Annotated in this window: 16 protein-coding genes; 3 read left to right on the top strand and 13 right to left on the bottom strand. The window is 67.2% G+C overall.

All coding sequences use genetic code 11. From position 1 onward, the window contains the following. The first annotated feature begins 71 nt into the window (after positions 1–71). Complete coding sequence (locus NA11_RS36870; protein WP_167837806.1) at positions 72–461, top strand: LytR C-terminal domain-containing protein; 390 nt, start codon at positions 72–74, stop codon at positions 459–461. A gap of 152 nt (positions 462–613) precedes the next feature. Here the strand turns inward: NA11_RS36870 and NA11_RS36865 are convergent, their stop codons facing one another. From NA11_RS36865 to NA11_RS36855, 3 genes are all read right to left on the bottom strand, one after another. After that, positions 614–991 (bottom strand): DUF4870 domain-containing protein, encoded by a 378-nt coding sequence (locus NA11_RS36865; protein ID WP_245746469.1) that lies wholly within the window; start codon positions 989–991, stop codon positions 614–616. A 166-nt stretch (positions 992–1,157) separates the two neighbouring features. After that, the gene (locus NA11_RS36860) at positions 1,158–1,736 is read right to left on the bottom strand and encodes a CAP family protein (RefSeq protein ID WP_069166710.1); all 579 of its coding nucleotides are present in this window, start codon (positions 1,734–1,736) and stop codon (positions 1,158–1,160) included. 269 nt (positions 1,737–2,005) lie between these two features. Continuing rightward, on the bottom strand, positions 2,006–4,627 hold the full coding sequence (locus NA11_RS36855) for a ComEC/Rec2 family competence protein (protein WP_245746468.1): 2,622 nt from the start codon (positions 4,625–4,627) through the stop codon (positions 2,006–2,008). A 12-nt stretch (positions 4,628–4,639) separates the two neighbouring features. Here NA11_RS36855 and NA11_RS46890 point away from each other — a divergent pair, with 12 nt between their 5' ends. Next, the gene (locus NA11_RS46890; protein WP_069166709.1) at positions 4,640–5,122 is read left to right on the top strand and encodes a hypothetical protein; all 483 of its coding nucleotides are present in this window, start codon (positions 4,640–4,642) and stop codon (positions 5,120–5,122) included. 233 nt (positions 5,123–5,355) lie between these two features. Here NA11_RS46890 and NA11_RS36845 read toward each other — a convergent pair whose 3' ends face one another. Next, positions 5,356–6,555 carry a ComEA family DNA-binding protein gene (locus NA11_RS36845; protein ID WP_245746467.1) on the bottom strand — a complete coding sequence of 400 codons (1,200 nt, stop codon included), beginning with the start codon at positions 6,553–6,555 and terminating at the stop codon, positions 5,356–5,358. 181 nt (positions 6,556–6,736) lie between these two features. Between NA11_RS36845 and NA11_RS36840 the strand changes: the two genes are divergently transcribed. Then, positions 6,737–7,519: a DUF5984 family protein gene (locus tag NA11_RS36840; RefSeq protein WP_069166708.1), complete on the top strand. Its 783-nt coding sequence runs from the start codon at positions 6,737–6,739 to the stop codon at positions 7,517–7,519. A gap of 29 nt (positions 7,520–7,548) precedes the next feature. On the opposite strand, the gene NA11_RS36835 is transcribed toward NA11_RS36840, so the two are convergent. The 9 genes from NA11_RS36835 to NA11_RS36795 all read right to left on the bottom strand — a co-directional run bounded on the left by NA11_RS36835 (position 7,549) and on the right by NA11_RS36795 (position 17,133). Further along, positions 7,549–8,385, bottom strand: a complete 837-nt coding sequence (locus NA11_RS36835) for a DegV family protein (RefSeq protein WP_069166707.1) — start codon at positions 8,383–8,385, stop codon at positions 7,549–7,551. A 3-nt stretch (positions 8,386–8,388) separates the two neighbouring features. Next, entirely contained in the window at positions 8,389–9,084 is a 696-nt protein-coding gene (gene octT, locus NA11_RS36830; protein ID WP_069166728.1) for a diglucosylglycerate octanoyltransferase, read from the bottom strand. Between the two features lie 460 nt (positions 9,085–9,544). Further along, positions 9,545–10,204, bottom strand: a complete 660-nt coding sequence (locus NA11_RS36825; protein WP_069166706.1) for a histidine phosphatase family protein — start codon at positions 10,202–10,204, stop codon at positions 9,545–9,547. Continuing rightward, positions 10,201–10,614, bottom strand: coding sequence for a ribosome silencing factor (gene rsfS / locus NA11_RS36820; protein WP_069166705.1), 414 nt, complete (start codon positions 10,612–10,614; stop codon positions 10,201–10,203). The genes NA11_RS36825 and rsfS overlap by 4 nt, the downstream gene beginning before the upstream one ends. A 28-nt stretch (positions 10,615–10,642) precedes the next feature. Beyond that, a complete protein-coding gene (gene nadD / locus NA11_RS36815; RefSeq protein WP_069166704.1) occupies positions 10,643–11,287 on the bottom strand; it encodes a nicotinate-nucleotide adenylyltransferase in 645 nt (214 codons plus the stop codon). A 94-nt stretch (positions 11,288–11,381) separates the two neighbouring features. Then, entirely contained in the window at positions 11,382–13,436 is a 2,055-nt protein-coding gene (locus tag NA11_RS36810; protein WP_069166703.1) for a hypothetical protein, read from the bottom strand. A 4-nt stretch (positions 13,437–13,440) separates the two neighbouring features. Beyond that, positions 13,441–15,291, bottom strand: coding sequence for an HSP90 family protein (locus tag NA11_RS36805; RefSeq protein WP_069166702.1), 1,851 nt, complete (start codon positions 15,289–15,291; stop codon positions 13,441–13,443). A 59-nt stretch (positions 15,292–15,350) separates the two neighbouring features. Beyond that, on the bottom strand, positions 15,351–15,692 hold the full coding sequence (locus NA11_RS36800) for an MmcQ/YjbR family DNA-binding protein (protein WP_069166701.1): 342 nt from the start codon (positions 15,690–15,692) through the stop codon (positions 15,351–15,353). A 13-nt stretch (positions 15,693–15,705) separates the two neighbouring features. Then, on the bottom strand, positions 15,706–17,133 hold the full coding sequence (locus tag NA11_RS36795; RefSeq protein WP_069166700.1) for a vWA domain-containing protein: 1,428 nt from the start codon (positions 17,131–17,133) through the stop codon (positions 15,706–15,708). Positions 17,134–17,137: the final 4 nt, after the last annotated feature.

Genomic DNA, 17,137 nt, shown 5'->3' with positions numbered 1-17,137 from the left:
ATGTTCGAGTTCCTTTGTGGTAGGCATCGAGGATGAGCTCGAGAGCAACTGCCGCCGTGGCCGGTTCGGCGATGATCCTGCTGGCAGGGTGCGGAGCAGACGACGGTCGCTCGGCTGCGGGGCCCACAGCGGGCACGAGCGCCGCGCCGACCGCATCCGACGCGTCCGACGTGATGCTGGATGCGCAGAACGGCACCGAACGTCCCGGTGTGGCCTCTTGCATCGCAAACGCCTTGGCTGCACAGGGATTCGTCGTCGGCATGACCTCGCACGCTGCAGGTGGTGCACGCGCTCGAAGTTCGATCACCTACGGTTCCGGCGCGGAAAGCGTAGCCAACGCATTGGCGAGCCATCTCGGTATGACTGCCACGAAAGCCGTTGGCGGCCAGGCGAGAACCGTCGCGTTGATCGCCGGAAACGATGCCGCCACAATCGGACCCGTCGCGGCCTGCGCCAAATGAATCAGCCCGTTCGGTAAGTCCGCAGAGTTCCCGCAAACGTCATGACCTGCAGATTGATTGCGAAGTGATGCTGGTCTATCGCGGCGGCGCCGATCTCCGCGCGGACGCCAACGGCCCGAGATAGCCTCGGGCCGTTGATCTTCGGATATGCACTACTTGACCGAGTTGGCCAACCGATCGGCATAGGGGGCAGTGAATTTTCCGACAATGGGGAGCTCCGCACGGACGCCGCCGACGCTGTTCGCCCGGACCATGGCCATGATCCAGACTACGACCGCGAAGACCGCGACCACGAGTCCAGCCAGGCTGAAGAGGATCCCCAGGGCTCCGAGGAGCGAGCCGACGATGCTCAGCACAACATTGACCACCGCGACCGCCCCGAAGAAGACGATCGACTGCGAGGCATGGAATTTCACGTCCGGATCGTTCCTGCCCACAAATAGGAAGATGATTCCGGTGAGCCACCCCAGCGCGTACGCCAGGATCGCACTGGTCTTTTTATCCAACCCGGTGGACTGCGGTTGGTTCATGGGAGCTTGAGAAGATGTCATGCGGTAAGTAGACGCCGCGCACCCCACCTACCGATCCCAGATTTCTGCACGAACCTACAGTTCGCGCAAGCCGCGATCCGGTCCTGAACAGCGCGCCATGCGGGATGAGCGGATGCTCGGCCACGTGCAAGGGCACGGAGGCGGTTCAGCCGACGGGGCGAGGGACGTTCTTCAGGAACTGGCCTTGATAGTTTCCCGCCGGGGTATAGCTGCACACGACGTAGCTCTCGTACCACTGGGAACCCTTCCCCGAGGCCCGGGCGCACCCGATCCCTGTGGTGTCGGCCCACACCACCTGAGTGAATTGGCCTGTGTTGTAGTTGAAGTTGTTGTTGTTGAAGTCGTGCTTGCTGATCTCGTCGTACCAGGACTGGACGGCCTTGGCGCAGGCGTAGTCGAAAGGCTTGGACGAGGCGCTCCATGCCAAGTTCTCGCCATAACCCGAACCTGAGTTACCGGCGTGCCCCTCCTGTACCCCGCCATATCGACTGACCTGCTGGACACGCTTCTCAGCCAACGCCACCGCGTCCGTGTCGATCTTCAAAGGCTGCGTGCCGTGGAGTTCGCGCAACTTGTTGTGAGTGGCGAGACAGTCCTGTTGGAAAGCGTCGTCCGTCTTGTCCAGAAACGGATCCCTGGCCGGCGCCGCCCAGGCTGGACCCGCTGGCCCGAGTGCCAAGCTCAACACGACCACGCCCATTGCTGCCCCTGCAATGTCCAGCATCTTGGTACCCGATCGAGCCATATCCACCTCTCCGGTCACGTGTTACGGGACTAGTTCGTCGGTGGGACCAGTGTTCAGCCTCCAGAACCGGTCAGCGGACCCTTCTGCTGACTGACCGATGCAACGGCTTCAGCCCACCGTACGGCCATGTATTCGTTCCAACCGGTAGCGGCGGATCGGACGGCGCGCCTGCGGTTTCTCGATGTCGATCACATGCCAGAGGGCAGGATCCCTGCGATTCTCGGCGGTTCTCGATTGGTTTCCGCGCCTCATCGTGCCGACACCGTCTCGAGCGATTGCTCGCTGCCGAGCACGAGTATGTCGCCGTGTTGATCTGTTCGGACCACGGTGGTGCCGAGTTCGGAGAGCTGTGCGAGGACGGTGGCGTTCGGGTGGCCGAAGGTGTTGTCGGTTCCGACGCTGATCACGGTTAGGCGCGGTTGCACGGCGGCGAGGAATTCTCTTGTGGTGGTTCGTGATCCGTGATGGGGGAGTTTGAGAATGTCGGCTCGGAGCGAGATGCCTGTGTGCATCAGAGCGTTCTGTGCGGATTCCTCGATGTCACCGGTGAGCAGGATGCGTCCGGCAATCGTGGTGGCGGCGAGGACGATCGAGCGATCGTTGGCTTCGTCTGTCTCGGCCCCCGGAGTGGGTCGTGGTGCAGCCGGCCCTGGCGCGAGTACTTGCACCTCGACTGAGCCGAAGTGGAACACCTGCCCTGCCGACAGCTCCACAATCGGAACCGCTGCGCGTTCTGCACTTTTCACCACTTGCGCCAGGCCTTCCATGCGCCCTCTCTGTCCGATATGCCGCTCGATCCCCGTCGCTCGGCTGTCATCTCCCAGTGCACACTGCTCACTCGCCGTGCCGATATCGCCTGCCAAAACGCGCTCTGCACGTGAAGTTTCAGCTTCGTTGCTCGCCGGAAAGCCGTCAGCCGCTGGCGATTCGCATCTCTCGGTCGCGGCGTCGGATTCATGGTCGCCAACCATCACGCCTGGGCCAGGCCGAGGGTCTCGAGGCTTCCCCGCCTCAGCGGTGACACCTGGGCCCAAACCGTCGAGCTCGTGCACGCCCACGGCGATGGCGGCGACCTCCCTGCCGTCGAGCGCACCGGTCAGGCCATCGATGTGGTCGGCGTGCGGGTGCGTCAACACCAGCAGCGCGATGCGCGAAATGTGTAGGCGGTCCAGACACATTCGGATTCGGCGCGGGTCTGGGCCGACATCGATGACCACCGCGGTGCTGTTTCCGACCGACAGGGCGAGGCCGTCCCCTTGGCCCACGTCGCAGGCCGCCAGCACCCACCCGTGGGGAGGCCAGCCGGGGTGCCAGATGCGTACCGGGATCAGCACCGCTGCGATCGCGAATGCCGCGGTCAGGGTGATTCGACGAATCGTCGCAACACGCAACGCCAGAATTCCGACGGCGACGATCGTGCAGGCGATCAGTCCGCCGAACAATCCACCGGGCACCACGATCGACGCACCAGGCACACCCGCCGCATGATCGGCGACGGACAGCAACCACCACAACGGTGGAGCGGCGCAACGGATTATGAGCTCGGCCAAGGGTGACCACAGACAGGCAAGGGCCGCGCCGGTCGCACCTATCACGGTGATCGGTGCGATCACGGGTGCCACCAACACATTCGCCAGGATGGCGACCAGGCTGAGCTGGCCGGTCAGTGCAATCATGAGCGGGGTGGTGACGACGAACGCACCCGCTGACACCGCGACGATCTCGGCGGGAACACGCCACCACCCGCGTGCCCGAAGCCAATCAGCCCAGCTCGGCGCCAGCAGGATCAACCCTGCGGTGGCGAGCACCGACAGGGCGAAACCTGCGGACATCGCGAGCGCGGGCCACACGGCGAGCAAGCCGATGACTGCGGCACACAGCGCGGGAAGTGCCTGCTTCTTACGCCCGGTTACCAAGGCCAGCAACGTGATTGCACCCATCGCGCCGGCCCGCAGGACGCTCGGATCGGGGCGTGCGACCACCACGAACATCACCAGTGCCACCCCCGCGACCACTGCCCCTGTCCACGGGCCGAGGGTAAGCACGCGCACCGCGAAGAGCACCACCGCGAGCACGATCGAGAAATTGGCGCCGCTGACGACGCAAAGATGGGACAGCCCAGCGATTTCGAACTCATCGCGGAGCTCGTCCGGCAGCCTGGAGGTGTCCCCGACCACCAGAGCGGGCAGGAGTCCAGCCGGTTCCTCGGACAGCGCCAGGGAGGTCGCGGTCGCGAAATCGGTTCGTATCGAACGGGCCACGCCTTGCCACCATGGCAGCACACCGACCGCCTTCGGCGCACCCTGCGCCCGCAACGTGACCACCGTCAGATCACGCTGCCTCGGCAGATCCACTTTCGCCTGAAACTCCATCGTCTGTCCGGGGGACACCGTCGCCCACCCGTCACCGGATGCCAGGATCACCACTGCCCCACCGGTCCGCACTGTCGTCCCGCCGAGCCGATACTCGCGCAGGCTCCCCCGCACCACCCACCGACTCCCGCCGAACGAGGTGCCGCGCACCGCCTTCGGATCCCCGCTAGGCGTCACCACCACCCGCAACGACAACCCCACCGCCGTCCGCAGCGGATGCGTCGCCACACGATGCTCCCGCCACGCCCCCGCCATCGCGAATCCGGCCGCCAATACCACCGCCGCCGTCACCACCAGCGCGACAACCCGCCAAGACTCCCGCCGATGCGCCATCCCCCACAACAGCAACACCCAAAGCCCAATCGCCACCACCACCAACACCACGCCAAGCACAACCCCGGCCACCCACCCACCGGTCAACGCCACAATCGTTGCCCCCCAACACCCCAACGCCGCAGGCAACAACCGCGCATCCAGAACCTGCGCCTCTTCCTCCACGCCCTCCCCTCGGTGCAAGCCGTCGCGCTGACCAGTAACGCAAGCACTTTCGCAGTCACTACCGATACACCAGTCATCGCCGGTCACTCGCCCGCCGCCGCTCCCACGACCACCCGCATCGCGGCCGATACACACACCACCGCGATCCACCACCTCACCGCGACGGCCTCGCATGAAGTCGGCTTTCCGCCCAACACCGCGCCCACGCTCACCTGCGCCGCGCCCCACACCCACACCACCGCGATCCACCATCTCGCCACCATCAGCGCGGTCTCCACCCACACCGCCACGCCGAGCAGAACCACGGCCGCCTTGTTCGCCTATGGCGCAAACCCTTTCGCAATCACTATCGCCACGACAGCCATCACCAGCGTGCCGCCCGCCGCCGCTCCCACAACCACCCGTGCTGCGGTCGGCACCTGCGTTGCGGTCGAGACTCGCACCTCGGTGATCTACTGCCGCCCTGCGACGGCCTTGCGTGAGGTCGGCACCTGATGCATGTTCGCGGTCGAGCTCGGTACCAACTGCGCGCGGCGCGGCGGCGGCAACGGGTTCCGGAGGCTGGACCGGCTGGCTGCCGACACCACTGGTTTGGCTCCCACCGCTCACTGCGACGTCGTTTCCACACTCGTCGAGGGTGCGCACGCCAACTTCCGGGGCAGGGGGTCGTTCGGGGAGGGATATGCGCGGGATTGGTTGTGTGGTGGCTTCGTGCCGGTTGTGTGTGCTCATATCTGGACCAGGTCGCGGAGGCGGGCGAGGCGGGCTGGGCCGATGCCGTCTACCTGGCCGAGTTGGGTGATGTCGGTGAAGCGGCCGTGGGAGGTGCGCCAGGCGATGATGGCTTTGGCGGTGATCGGGCCTACGCCGGGGAGTGCGTCGAGTTCGGATTCGGTGGCGGCGTTGAGGTTTACTCGACCGGGCGGGGTGGCGGGGCCGGACGGGCGGGTGGTTGGCCGGCCGGTTGCGTTGATGGTGGTGCTGCCGAGGCGGGGTGGGCCCGGGGTTTGTCCGGGTGGGCCGACCAGTACCTGGTCGCCGTCGATCAGTGGTTGAGCCATGTTGAGGCCGGTGAGGTCGGCGCCGGGTTGTGGGCCTCCTGCCGCGGTGAGTGCGTCGGCGACCCGGGATCCGGCAGGCAGCCGCACCAAGCCGGTGTGCTGCACCAATCCGACCACGCTGATGACCAATTCGGTGGTGGGCGGGGTTGCGGCGTGCGGCTGCGGTGCGGCACCGGGTGCCGCGGCTGCCGAGGGGAGGGCGCTCGACAGCTTCGCGGTGGCGGGGGTCGTGGTCCTCGGCACCGCGGCCAGCGGCGGTACCGGCAGGGCGACGGGCCGCTCACGGAATACGACGACGCCCGCGACGACCGCCGCTACCACCCCGACCGCCAGAAGGGTGCGCACACCGCGGCGTCCCGGGTCGAATCTGATGCCCCGAAACCGGTCCGGCACAAGGCGATCCCGCCAGCCGGAAACGGCAGGCTCGTCCAGCCACTCCGGCGAACGGACCGGACCGACCTCGTCGTCGATGTCGATCTCGGGCAGCACCGCCAGATCCCAGCTCCCGGACCGTGCTGAAGCGACCTGATGCCGCGGCGCGTCGGCCGCACCCGAACCGCTCCCCTCAGCCTCGGACGTTCGAACCTCCTCCGACGGACCCGCGACAGTCATCGGCCGCTCGCTCGATCGCCGCGGCGCATCGGACACCGCTGCCGTCCACCGGGTAGTACCGAGTCGCTCGGGGCCGTCCTGCCGTTGCGCGTTGGCTGATCTCGCGAACCCACGTGCAGGCCGATGCGCGGCGGTCCGCGCGCCCGAGAGCGGGCGATCGGCGTTGGGTTGCGAGGCTGTCATGCTGGCGCCGACTCGGGTGGTCAGTGCGCCAATTCGCCGCTGGCTTCGGTCGCGCTCGTCCTGTCGTGACATGGGGGCGACGGTAGTGCCGGGTTGCGGCGAAACATCGTGGCCGAGCAGGGAATTCACTTGGGGTGTGGATAACACGGAGATGTGCACAACTCGCCGACGACACGCCAAGCGGACGGGATGCAGCCGCCGATTGGCGGCTGCTCATCCTACGAATTTCGCGCATAGGTGTAAAACTTGCCTCGTGATCCGATTCCATTTCGGCTTGGCACCGATCGGCCGAGTTGAGCCGTGGGGAGATCAGTACCGGACTCTGCACTGGTTTGCGTTGACCGAGGGTTGGTACTGCATCGACCTCGGCGACCATGAACTGTTGCGGTACTCCGACCGCACGACCGAACTCCTACGCGCCCAGTCGGGCCGTCAGGCGACGCCGCAGCACCCGTATGTCGACTATTACGTGGCTCGGCTGTGGGAGGACATGCTTGCGCTGCTGCCGACGGCGCTCGAACCTGTCCCCGCCGACCTCGTCGACTTCATCGGCAGTGCATCGGCGGACTGGTCGTTGCCGGAGACGCCGGAAGCCGAGGCTGCGTCGATTTGGTACGGCGACCACACCTTGGACACCGGCTACCTGTGGTTCGGCCCGCATCTGCGGTGGTGGCGCACGGTCGACGAAACCTCGGACTTCCTCACCGTCGCATGGCATCACCCGACCGATCCGGAGAGCGAGATCGAGTTCGCCGGTCCGTCATCCGGCCGGTTCACCCTGCCGACGGACGAATTCCGCAGTGCTGTCGTCGAATTCGACCGGAACCTGATGTCGGCCATCGCGCGACGCGTGCGGAAGTTCCGAACACTCGGCCCACCGATGGGTATCGAGATCGATCTCGACCTACTGGTGCACGAACAGCAGACCAGGACGCAATGGCTGGGCGAAGCGATGCGGCGCCGCCCCGAAACGGACTGGGACGCCGTCCGAGCGGGCGCCCGAACTCTCCGCCAGTCCACCTCCGCCGCTCACTGATTCGAAGGCGGTCACTTGCGGCCGACCAGCTAAGGCAACGGAAGGACGAGGACTCCGACAGCGCCTGGGCCGAGGTGCACCCCGAGAGCAGGGCCGAATTCGGCGATGATCAGTTCGCGGATACCGGGGACGAGGTCACGCAGCTGGGCGGCAACGGTATTGGCGGCCTCTTCGGCACCGAGGTGCTGGACGGCGATGGTTGCCCCGTCCTCGCCCGCCGCATCGACCGCCGCCGCAACAAGTTTCGCGAATGCCTTGGAACGGGTACGCACCTTTTCGCGGAGTTCGAGGCGACCTTCGACGATCTGCAACAGCGGTTTGGTAACCAGGTCGCTGCCGAAAAAGGCTGCGGCGGAACTGAGCCTGCCGCCACGACGCAGCTGTTCGGTCCGGTTCACCAGGATGAAGGTGCGTGCTCGGGCGGCCGCGGCGACCGCAGTGTCGTAGACGACGTCGAGTGCCGCGCCGTCGCGCGCCCGGCGTGCGGCCGTCAGCACCGGCAATCCGGTGGCCAGTCCGGCGCCGAGCGAATCGACCAGGCGCACCTTGTCGGCGGCGTCCATATCGCGAACAGCCTGCCGACCCGCCTCCCATGTCCCGGACAACTGACGCGAAATATGCACCGCGACAACACCATCGCCGCCGCTGCGGGCCAACGCCGCCTCGTAGACGGCCCGCAGCTCGCCCGGCGATGCCGCCGAGGTGGTCACCGTGTCCGAGGCGTAGTCGATGTCGACGGGGTCGACACCTTCACGGATGGTCCGGTCGCCGATCAGCACGTGGATGGGGACAATGGCGATGTCCAGCTCGTCGACGAGTTCGGCAGGGAGGTTGGCGGACGAATCCGTCACGACCACGACGGCCACGGACTACCGAACCTCCTGCAGGGCCTTCACCATCGCATTGGCCACCGCCGTGTGCCCGGCCCAGCCCCAGTGAATGCCGTCCGGGTTCGCCTCGCCGGAAAAGATGTTGTCGCGCACCGCTTCACCGAGGTCGACCAGCGGCACCGAGGTGCGTGCGGACCACGCCTGCAGCGCCTGCACGGCACGCGGACGCCCGGAGTGCACTCGACCGTAGGCGTCGCAGTTGTGCACGGATGGCAGCACCGCAACGATCGGCAGCCCTGGCCGCAAGTGCGCCAACGCTTCCCGCGACTGCTCCAGGTAGTCGACGCTCACCTTCGGCGGAAGGGCAACGGGGCGGCCGAGTTTCGATAGCTTGGGCTGCAACCAGTTGTAGGTGGCGCGGACACCGCGCCGCAGGACAGGCGGACGCACGTATCGAATCAGCTCACGCAGCGCGGTCGGCAGCGGCGACGGCAACGAGTCCATGCCGCCGACGGCGAACACCACGGCGCCCGCCCGCGGCACCGCCGCCCATACTCGGGGATCGCCGATCAACGCCCAGTAGGCATCCCGGCAGGTCCAGCCGATCCGCCCGACCAGCTCGACATCCCAATCCAGCTCGGCCCCAACAAGGTTCGGCCAGATCCGGGGATGATCCGCAGGCAACCCGCCCTTCGGCCCGAAGTACGACAGCGAGTCCGCGATCACCAGCAGCACGGGCCGCCCGGTCGCCGGGGCACTCGAAGCACCTACCGCAGTAGCGAACTCGGCTTCCGACGAGGTCTCGACGCCGACAGGCGCACCCGACGTCGCGTCCGCGACCGTGGACTCCGACGAGATACCAACGTCGACAGCAGATTCGGTCGCCGACTCCGCGACGACAGCGCCAACGACCTCGCTCGCGACATCGGATTGCCCTGCGCGCACACCGGAATCGCCCGCCGCGACTACCGGTTCGGGGGGTGGGTCGACAGAACTAGCGGGTACCGCAGAGTCCTCGTCATCGGACCCCGTCTCCCCTTCATCAGCACCCGACTCGGCATTCGCCGACTCGGCACCCTCCGGCTCGGCCGGCGCAGGCACCGGAGGCGAACCGAACAATGCATCCGGGATAGAACGTTCCGGTTTCGCCGAGGCCTTCCGGAACAACTCATCCGGGACCTGCCGAATCGGATCTTCAGAGGACATCCGGGGCCACCTTCGCAGCTGCGTTCCACACATCGAGGCGCCATCCTGGCTGATCGATGCTCGGACCGTGGCTGCTGAGCTGCACCCAGCTGGTGTTGGCCAGTCCGCCGAGGACGGGCCAGTTGGCTGGCGGCAGGTCGAGCAGCGCGGCCGTGAGGGCAGAGATCAGCCCGCCGTGCGCCACCAGGATGATAGTCCGGCCTGGCCAGTCCTGCCGCTCGAGAAACAATTCCCGAACTACGGGCAGCGAGCGCGCGCCGACCTCGAGTTTGGTCTCCCCGTTGGGCGGCCGAAAGGTGGCGTCGAGCCGCCAGGCCACCCGCGCTCCGGGGTAGTCGGCGTCGACCTCGAGGTGGGTCAACCCTTCCCAGTCGCCGAGGTCGGTTTCGCGCAGCCGAGGATCGGGCACCACTTCGAGCGAGGTGTGATCGGCGAGCGCGGTGGCGGTTTCGAAGGCGCGGCGCAGATCCGAGGCGATGATCGCGATGGCTTTGCGTGAAACCAGCTCGCGCGCAGCCTCTTTCGCCTGACGACGACCGAGTTCGGTGAGATCGGTGTCGATCTGCCCCTGCATCCGGTCGGCCGCGTTCCATTCCGTCTGCCCGTGGCGTAACAGGATCAGGGTGCGCACGCTGGCGTATTTACTCACTCGGCGTCGCCCTGCGCCTCGCCGTTCACCGCCGCCTGCGCGCCCGGTGCACCGAGGCCATCCACCGGGACAACGGGGCAGTCCTTCCACAACCGTTCCAGCGCGTAGAAGTGGCGCTCGTCGTTGTGCTGAATGTGCACCACGACGTCGACGTAGTCGAGCAGCGCCCAGCGCCCTTCCCTGGTGCCTTCGCGGCGCACCGGCTTGTGCCCGGCCTCGCGAAGTTTCTCTTCGACGTTGTCGACGATGGCGTTCACCTGACGCTCGTTCGGCGCGGAGGCGATCACGAAGCAGTCGGTGATCACCAACTGCTCGGACACGTCGAGCACCACCACGTCGGAGGCCAGCTTCTCGTCCGCCGCCCGCGCGGCGACCTGCGCGATCTCGACCGACTCGACCGACGCAGTCATGCTTGCCCCCCGCTACACTTCCGCTCGCTCACTTGCTACCTTCCGCTCCTGCGGTCACATACAGGTTCCGCTTCGATATGTACTGCACCACGCCATCGGGGACGAGGTACCACACCGGCCGATTCTCGGCGGCGCGGCGACGGCATTCGCTCGACGAAATGGCCAGCGCCGGGATCTCGACCATGGTCACCGCATCGGCCGGAAGATCACGCAAGTGTTCCTCGAGATGATCGGTATTCAGCTCGTACCCCGGACGGCTCACCCCGACAAACCTCGCCAGTTCGAACAGTTCCGCCCAATCCTGCCATGTCAAGATGTTCGCCAGCGCATCCGCTCCGGTGATGAAGTACAGCTCGGCGTCGGGATGCTTGCTGCGCATCTCCCGCAGTGTGTCGACGGTGTAGGTGACCTTTTCCCGGTCGATGTCGGCGCGGCTGACCGAAAAGCTGGGGTTGGAGGCGGTCGCTATCACGGTCATCAGGTAGCGATCCTCGGCCGGACTGACCTGTTTATCCGCCTTCTGCCAGGGCTGACCGGTGGGAACGAAGATCACTTCGTCGAGGTCGAACCGATTGGCGACCTCGCTGGCGGCGACCAGGTGGCCGTGGTGGATGGGGTCGAAGGTACCGCCCATCACGCCCAGTTTGCGGCCGCGCGGACCTGTCTCGTGCATGAGTGCCGAGCTTAACGGGTGCGTCCCCGGGGACCTGGGTCGGCAAGCCGCGGGGCGGTCAACCGACCGCCCCGCGTCATCCACCCGAACCCGCCTACTGATCCGCCGACCAGTCCTCGTCTTCGGCGTCGAGCATTTCGTCGAGGTGCCGACGGGTCTCCGCGAGTTCGTCGGTGAGCTCCGCGCTCGGCGTCTCGCGCACGGCCTGCTCCAGCTCGTCGATCAACCCGTGCATCGCGGTGAGCCACGGCTTGCCGTCCACCGCCTCGTTCGTCCACATCTGCAGCCAGGATGCCGCGCGCACACAGCGCGCTCGCCACGCCAGCCGCCCGAGCTCGCCGCACAGTTGCGCGGCCCGCAGGTACGCGGCCATCGCCGCCTCGTCCTGATCACAACGATCCAGCGCCTTAGCGGCCGACATGGCGAGCTCGGCGCGCAGTTCGAGCCGATCGGGCTCCTGCTCGATGAGCTGTGCGCCCGCGGCGAATTGCCGTGCGGCGTCCTCGTATCGGCGCAGCGTATTCAACGATTCACCGAATTGACCGAGCACCACCGCCAATTCGGCGGCCGGATAGGGAACACTGTTGCTCGCCAACGCCTCTTCGAAAAGCGCGACCGCCTCGCCGTGCCGTTCGGCGCGGCGGAAGGCGCGCGCCGCGATCACGGTGTGGTGCAACAGATCCGGTTCGGACAGACCTTCCCATCGAGCGGCGGCCCGCACGGCGGCGTCGGCCACGTCGATGTCGCGGTCCGGTTGTCCGGCGATCGCGGTGACCAGCTGTGAGCTGAGCCGCGCCAGTTCTTCGGCTGGCACGATACCGACACCGATCGACAACGCTTCGCGCAGCCGCGCTTCGGCTTCCGCGGGCGCGCCGGCCAGGCACGCCGTGCCGAGTTCGGACAACCGGCGCACCTCGGCGATCCGGTCGTCCGCGGTGACGGTGCGCGCTCCGCCACCGACGACCCGGATGGGGCCGGACGCCGTGAGCTCGTCCGGGGAGACGGCGTGACCGGCCGAGGTCGCCATCGTGACGCCGCGGCCGGACGGTATCGGCTGCCGTAGTCGGCTGCGCACGCCGAGCGGTAGTCGTTCGAGCAGCGGCTGCGCGGCAAGTCGCGCGGCGACCCTGGTGCTCACCGAGGTGTTTCCGTTGCGCAGGTCATATCGCGTGCAGAGGCCGGCGATCTCCGTATCCAGTTCCGCCAGTAGCGAATCCACGGTGCTCGACGCGACAGGCAGATGGCCCAGTCCGAGCGTCTCCAGCCTGCGCAGCAGCACGCACACCCCGGTGAGGAACGACAGTCGCGCGCCTGCGTCCGCGCCGGGATCGGTGAGCCACCGCGCATGCTCGGCGAGAATCTCGAGCCCGCGGCCTTCGTTGCCGGTCAGCGCGCAGAACTCGATGTGCAACGCAACCGAAGGACGCAGGCTGTCACTGTGGCGAGCCAGCGGATAGCCCGCCAGATGGGCACCGCGCGCCTCCGCGACCCGGCCCGTGCGCACCAACGGCAGCAACGCCTCCGCCAGTACCCGATGCGGTTCCTCGTTGCAGGTCAGCTCGCCGTCGATGACCGGCTGCCAGTGCGCGAGCGCGGCCGCGTCGTCGGCGAGCGCCGCGCTGCCGATGCCCCACGCGTGCCGCTCACAGGCATCGCAGTCGGACATGCCGTCCCGCGGCGCCGCCATGGCCGCCTCGTGCAACCGTGCGCCTTCGACCGGGTCGCCGAGCTTGCACGCCAGCTCGGCGCGCAGTGCGAGCACCGGACGCAGGCTGTAACCGCGCTGGCGGTAGCGACTTTCGAGCTCGTCGAACCAGCGATAGACGGTGGCGAGCGGTATCGCCGGGTTGTCGATCAGCCCCCAGGTCATCCATTTCAGGTACCAGTGCACCGAATACGTCAGTGGGCCGAGTTCGGCCGGGTACTCGTCGTAGATCTGCAGCAGCCTGCCGTAGGCGACCGGTGCCAGATCGCGCTCGCTCGCATAGGCATACGACTCGGCGAGCTCCAGCAGCACCCGCCCCTCCAGTTGCCGATCTGAGCCCGATTTCGCCGCCGCGGCAAGGGTTTCCAGCCGCTCAACGCGGATTCGGCCTTTCGGCAGGCGGGAAACCTGCCCAAGCGCCTGGTTGATCTCGGTGGCATCCACCGTGCTACTCCGTCTCTTCCCCGGCGCCCGCGGCGCGTTGTGTTGCCCAACTGAGGAATTCACCGAAGGCGCGGTTGAGCAATGCGGTGTCGGCCGCCCGCAGCGGGCGGTGGGTCAGCAAAAGGGCCTGCCCGTACAGCGATTCCACTGCGGTCTTGAGGAAGGCGGGGTCGCTGATGCGCGTCAGCCTGCGCACCACCGGACTGTTGTAGTTGAGCACCAGCTGGGCACGCGGCGCGGCGGCGTCGAGCGCGTCCAGGATCTCGGTCCACAGCGCATTCGCGCCGATCGCCGTCTCCGCCCTGGTGCGTTCGTTGCGTGCGGCCCGGCCGTCCAGGTAGAGCGCAGGCACCGAAACCGGGTGGAAGGCACGCAGAATCACGTCACATGAGAGCGGATCCATGGTGGCACGTGCGAGTGCGAGGATCGGCGTCAGCGCCAGCTCCTCCTCCGGGTCGACCGGGTCGAGCGCGGCGGTGATGGTGGCCGCGTCGAGGTCGATGACCTCGACGCCGGGCAGCAGCTGCGGCAGCAACGCCACCAGTTCGCGGTCGTAGGCGTAGCCGCCGTTGACGACGCCGATCCCCTGCGCCGAGGCGGTCGAGGACACCTGACGGAACTCCTCCACCGTCGTCGTCACCCGGATGACGGGGTGGTTGCGGGCGAACTCGGTCAGCGGCACTCGGCCGTCCGTGGTCTCGAAGGTCAAGTGCGGCATCATGATCTGGAACAACTCGGGCGAATGCGTTGCCATCGCCTTGACACCGAGCGCGTGTACCGCCAGGAAGGCGGCCAACCGCTGCGGCTGCTCGGCCGCGATCTCGGTGAGCCAGTCACGCACCCGATCACCGAGCACTTCCCGAATGATGGAGAGCCGCTCGTCCTCGTAGAGGCCCTCACGGGACGCGGTCGGGCGCAGCGAATCGGTGTCGATCACGCAGCGCACGAAGAACGCCCAGTCCGGCAGCAGCCCGCGCACCGCGTCGCCGAGCAACATGCCCTTGAGGTAGACCCGGTGCGCGCTGCTCTCGGCCGGATTGCCCGGCTGCGCAAGCACATACGCGACGCCGCTCACCCCGGCCAGGTCCGTGTCGAGTTCGATCAAGTCCAGCGGGGTGAATCCCAGTGTGCGCTCACCGAAATCGAGCAGCGCGGCCCTGCGCTCGACCTGGGACGGATAGTCACGCCGCCACACCGGCGGACCGTCGGTGATCGGCACGACGACCCCACCGGACTCGACGGTGACCGCGTACGGCAACAGCGAGCCGAACTCGCGGGCCAGCTCGATCACCCGCCGCGGCGCGAACCACGACTCGGCGCCGGTGCGCGGCGTCAGCTGCACCGTGGTGCCCGGCTCGGGGAAATCCTTGGGCGCCAGCGCCCGCACCGAGTAGGTGCCGTCCGCAGCGGCCACCCATTCGACCGGCGCGGCCGACGGATCGTTGGCCGACCGAGTGACCACCCGGATCGTCTCGGCCACCGTGAAGCAAGCCAGCAGGCCGATGCCGAACTGTCCGAGGAACTCGCGGCGCGCGCCTTCCAGGTCGTCACGCTTGGACGACCGGCCGATCGTCGCGAGGAACCGATGGACGTCTGCCTCGGTCAGCCCGACGCCCGGATCAGCGATCCGCAACCCGGTCTCGTCGATGGTGATGCGAATCGCGGTGGGCGCCAGCCGGTCTCGCTGGGCACGCGCGGTGACGGCGTCCACCGCGTTCTGCAACAGCTCACGCAGGTACACCCGAGGACTGGAGTACAGGTGGTGAGAGAGTAAGTCGACGATCCCCCGTAGATCCACCTGGAACGAATAACTGTCCGCCACCGCCGCCACACTGTTCGGCGTTCTCTCCACCATGGTGGGCAATCCTGCTGCGTGCGCCCAATGGTTCGCTTAACGAACGCTGATGATGCAGGTCAGGCGGTCGGCCGTCGCGATTTCGGCAACTTGCTGACGATCGCGTCGTAGGAGAGGTCGATCAGCTCCCGCAGCTCGTCGGCCGGTATCGCGCCGTCGATGGCCACCGTGTTCCAGCCATATCGACCGATATAGGCCGAGGCCGCCACGGCGTTCGGATACACCTGGACGAGCTCGTCGGCTTCTTCCCTGGTGCGACCGCATTTGAGTCCCACCGAGGTCGCCCCGAGGAACGCGAAGATCTTGTCACCCACCTTGGCGACCACATCGCCTTCCCACGGTTCGTCCTGCCAGGCACCGGGTTTCGTCAGGCAATACTTCAGCAGTTCCGCCTCGTCCATCGCGGCTCCTTCCTCACACCGGCAGCAGGCGCGACACCACCGCGGTCAGTTGGCTGGCCGAGCGGCATTCGTGCATCTCGATCACCTGCCGGTACTTGTCGGCAGCGGAATCGCCCGAACCCCAGTTCGTTTCCATTTCCGGGTTGAGCCAGTGCGCGTGCTTGGCGGTCTGCACCAGCGCGCGCAACGTCTCCAGTTCGGGGTCACGGTAGTTGGTGCGCCCGTCGCCGAGGATCAGCAGCGAACTGCGGCTGGTGACGGCATCCGGGTAGTTCCTGGCGAACCCGGCCAGCGCATTGCCGTAGTCGGAATGCCCGTCCATGCCGACGACACCCGCCTCGGTGAAGATCCTGGCCATCGCCTTGTCCAGCTGCGTGCGCGGATCGAAGAACCGGGTCACCTCGTCGGTCTGGTCGACGAACGCGAAAATCCTTACCCGCGAGAACTGTTCGCGCAACGCGCTCACCAACAGCAGGGTGAAGTTACTGAACCCGGCGACCGAGCCGGACACGTCGCACAGCAGCACCAGCTCCGGTCGCCCCGGCCGCGGTTTGCGGTTCACCAGGTCGATGGGCACGCCGCCGGTAGACATCGACTTGCGCAGGGTCTTGCGCAGATCGATCTCGCCGCGCCGGGAACGCCTGCGCCGCACCGCAAGTCGCGAGGCGAGGATGCGGGCCAGGCGCTGGGTGCTGCGCCGCATCTCGATCAGTTCCGATTCCGAGGCCCGCAGGAAGTCGACGTCCTCGGACTGACGCGACACCGCATAGCTCGCCACGCGTTCGCGGCCGATCCGCTCGGCCACCCGCCGCCGGGTCTCCGCCTCGACCGACGCGCGGAACCCGTCGATGCGTTGCCGCGCAGACCTTCTGGCGATCTCGGTGTCGAACGCGCTGGCGTCCGGTCCGGCCACCAGTCCGGCCAGGATCTTGGCAAGCAACGTCTGCGGCTGCACATCTTTGAGTGCCTGATACGCCGAGAACGACGACCGGCTCGCGGACTGATACTGACCGAGCTCCTCGACGATCTGGGCCGCCAACGCGTCGAGCTGCGCCTCGGTCCCGTCCTGGGTCATCAGCTCCGCGAGCAGTTCCCGCAGCGCCGCGATGTCCACCTCACCCGAGGGTGTCCGCGGGATCTCCGCCTCGTCGATGGCGGCGCTGCGCTGCCCGATCGCGCTCGGAAACCACAGATCGAACAGCCCGTCGAAGGTCGCCCGATGCGTGGTGCGGCGCAACAACGCGCAGGCAAGGCCCTCGCGAAACACCTCGCGGTCCAGCAGGTCGAGCACCGTGACCACCCGGCCTGCGTCCACCGTCTCCGATGGCCCCACCGGAATGCCCCGCTCGCGCAGCGCTTCGACGAAGCCGACGAGGTGGCCCGGCAGCCCATGCGGTGCGCTCAGCTCCGGAACCTCCGCGGGCATCGATCGCGCGGACATCGGT

The sequence above is a fragment of the Nocardia altamirensis NBRC 108246 genome, from assembly GCF_001612685.1.
GTDB classification, from domain to species: Bacteria; Actinomycetota; Actinomycetes; order Mycobacteriales; family Mycobacteriaceae; genus Nocardia; species Nocardia altamirensis.
The sequence above is the reverse complement of the archived record's forward strand: the minus strand, read 5'-3'. Positions and strand labels throughout refer to the sequence as shown.

Excerpts from the sequence above, each read along its gene's own strand:
- NA11_RS36870 (WP_167837806.1), top strand. The coding sequence starts at position 72 with ATGATCCTGCTGGCAGGGTGCGGAGCAGACGACGGTCGCTCGGCTGCG.
- NA11_RS36865 (WP_245746469.1), bottom strand. The coding sequence starts at position 991 with ATGAACCAACCGCAGTCCACCGGGTTGGATAAAAAGACCAGTGCGATC.
- NA11_RS36860 (WP_069166710.1), bottom strand. The coding sequence starts at position 1,736 with ATGCTGGACATTGCAGGGGCAGCAATGGGCGTGGTCGTGTTGAGCTTG.
- NA11_RS36845 (WP_245746467.1), bottom strand. The coding sequence starts at position 6,555 with ATGTCACGACAGGACGAGCGCGACCGAAGCCAGCGGCGAATTGGCGCA.
- rsfS (WP_069166705.1), bottom strand. The coding sequence starts at position 10,614 with ATGACTGCGTCGGTCGAGTCGGTCGAGATCGCGCAGGTCGCCGCGCGG.
- nadD (WP_069166704.1), bottom strand. The coding sequence starts at position 11,287 with ATGCACGAGACAGGTCCGCGCGGCCGCAAACTGGGCGTGATGGGCGGT.
- NA11_RS36805 (WP_069166702.1), bottom strand. The coding sequence starts at position 15,291 with ATGGTGGAGAGAACGCCGAACAGTGTGGCGGCGGTGGCGGACAGTTAT.
- NA11_RS36800 (WP_069166701.1), bottom strand. The coding sequence starts at position 15,692 with ATGGACGAGGCGGAACTGCTGAAGTATTGCCTGACGAAACCCGGTGCC.
- NA11_RS36795 (WP_069166700.1), bottom strand. The coding sequence starts at position 17,133 with ATGTCCGCGCGATCGATGCCCGCGGAGGTTCCGGAGCTGAGCGCACCG.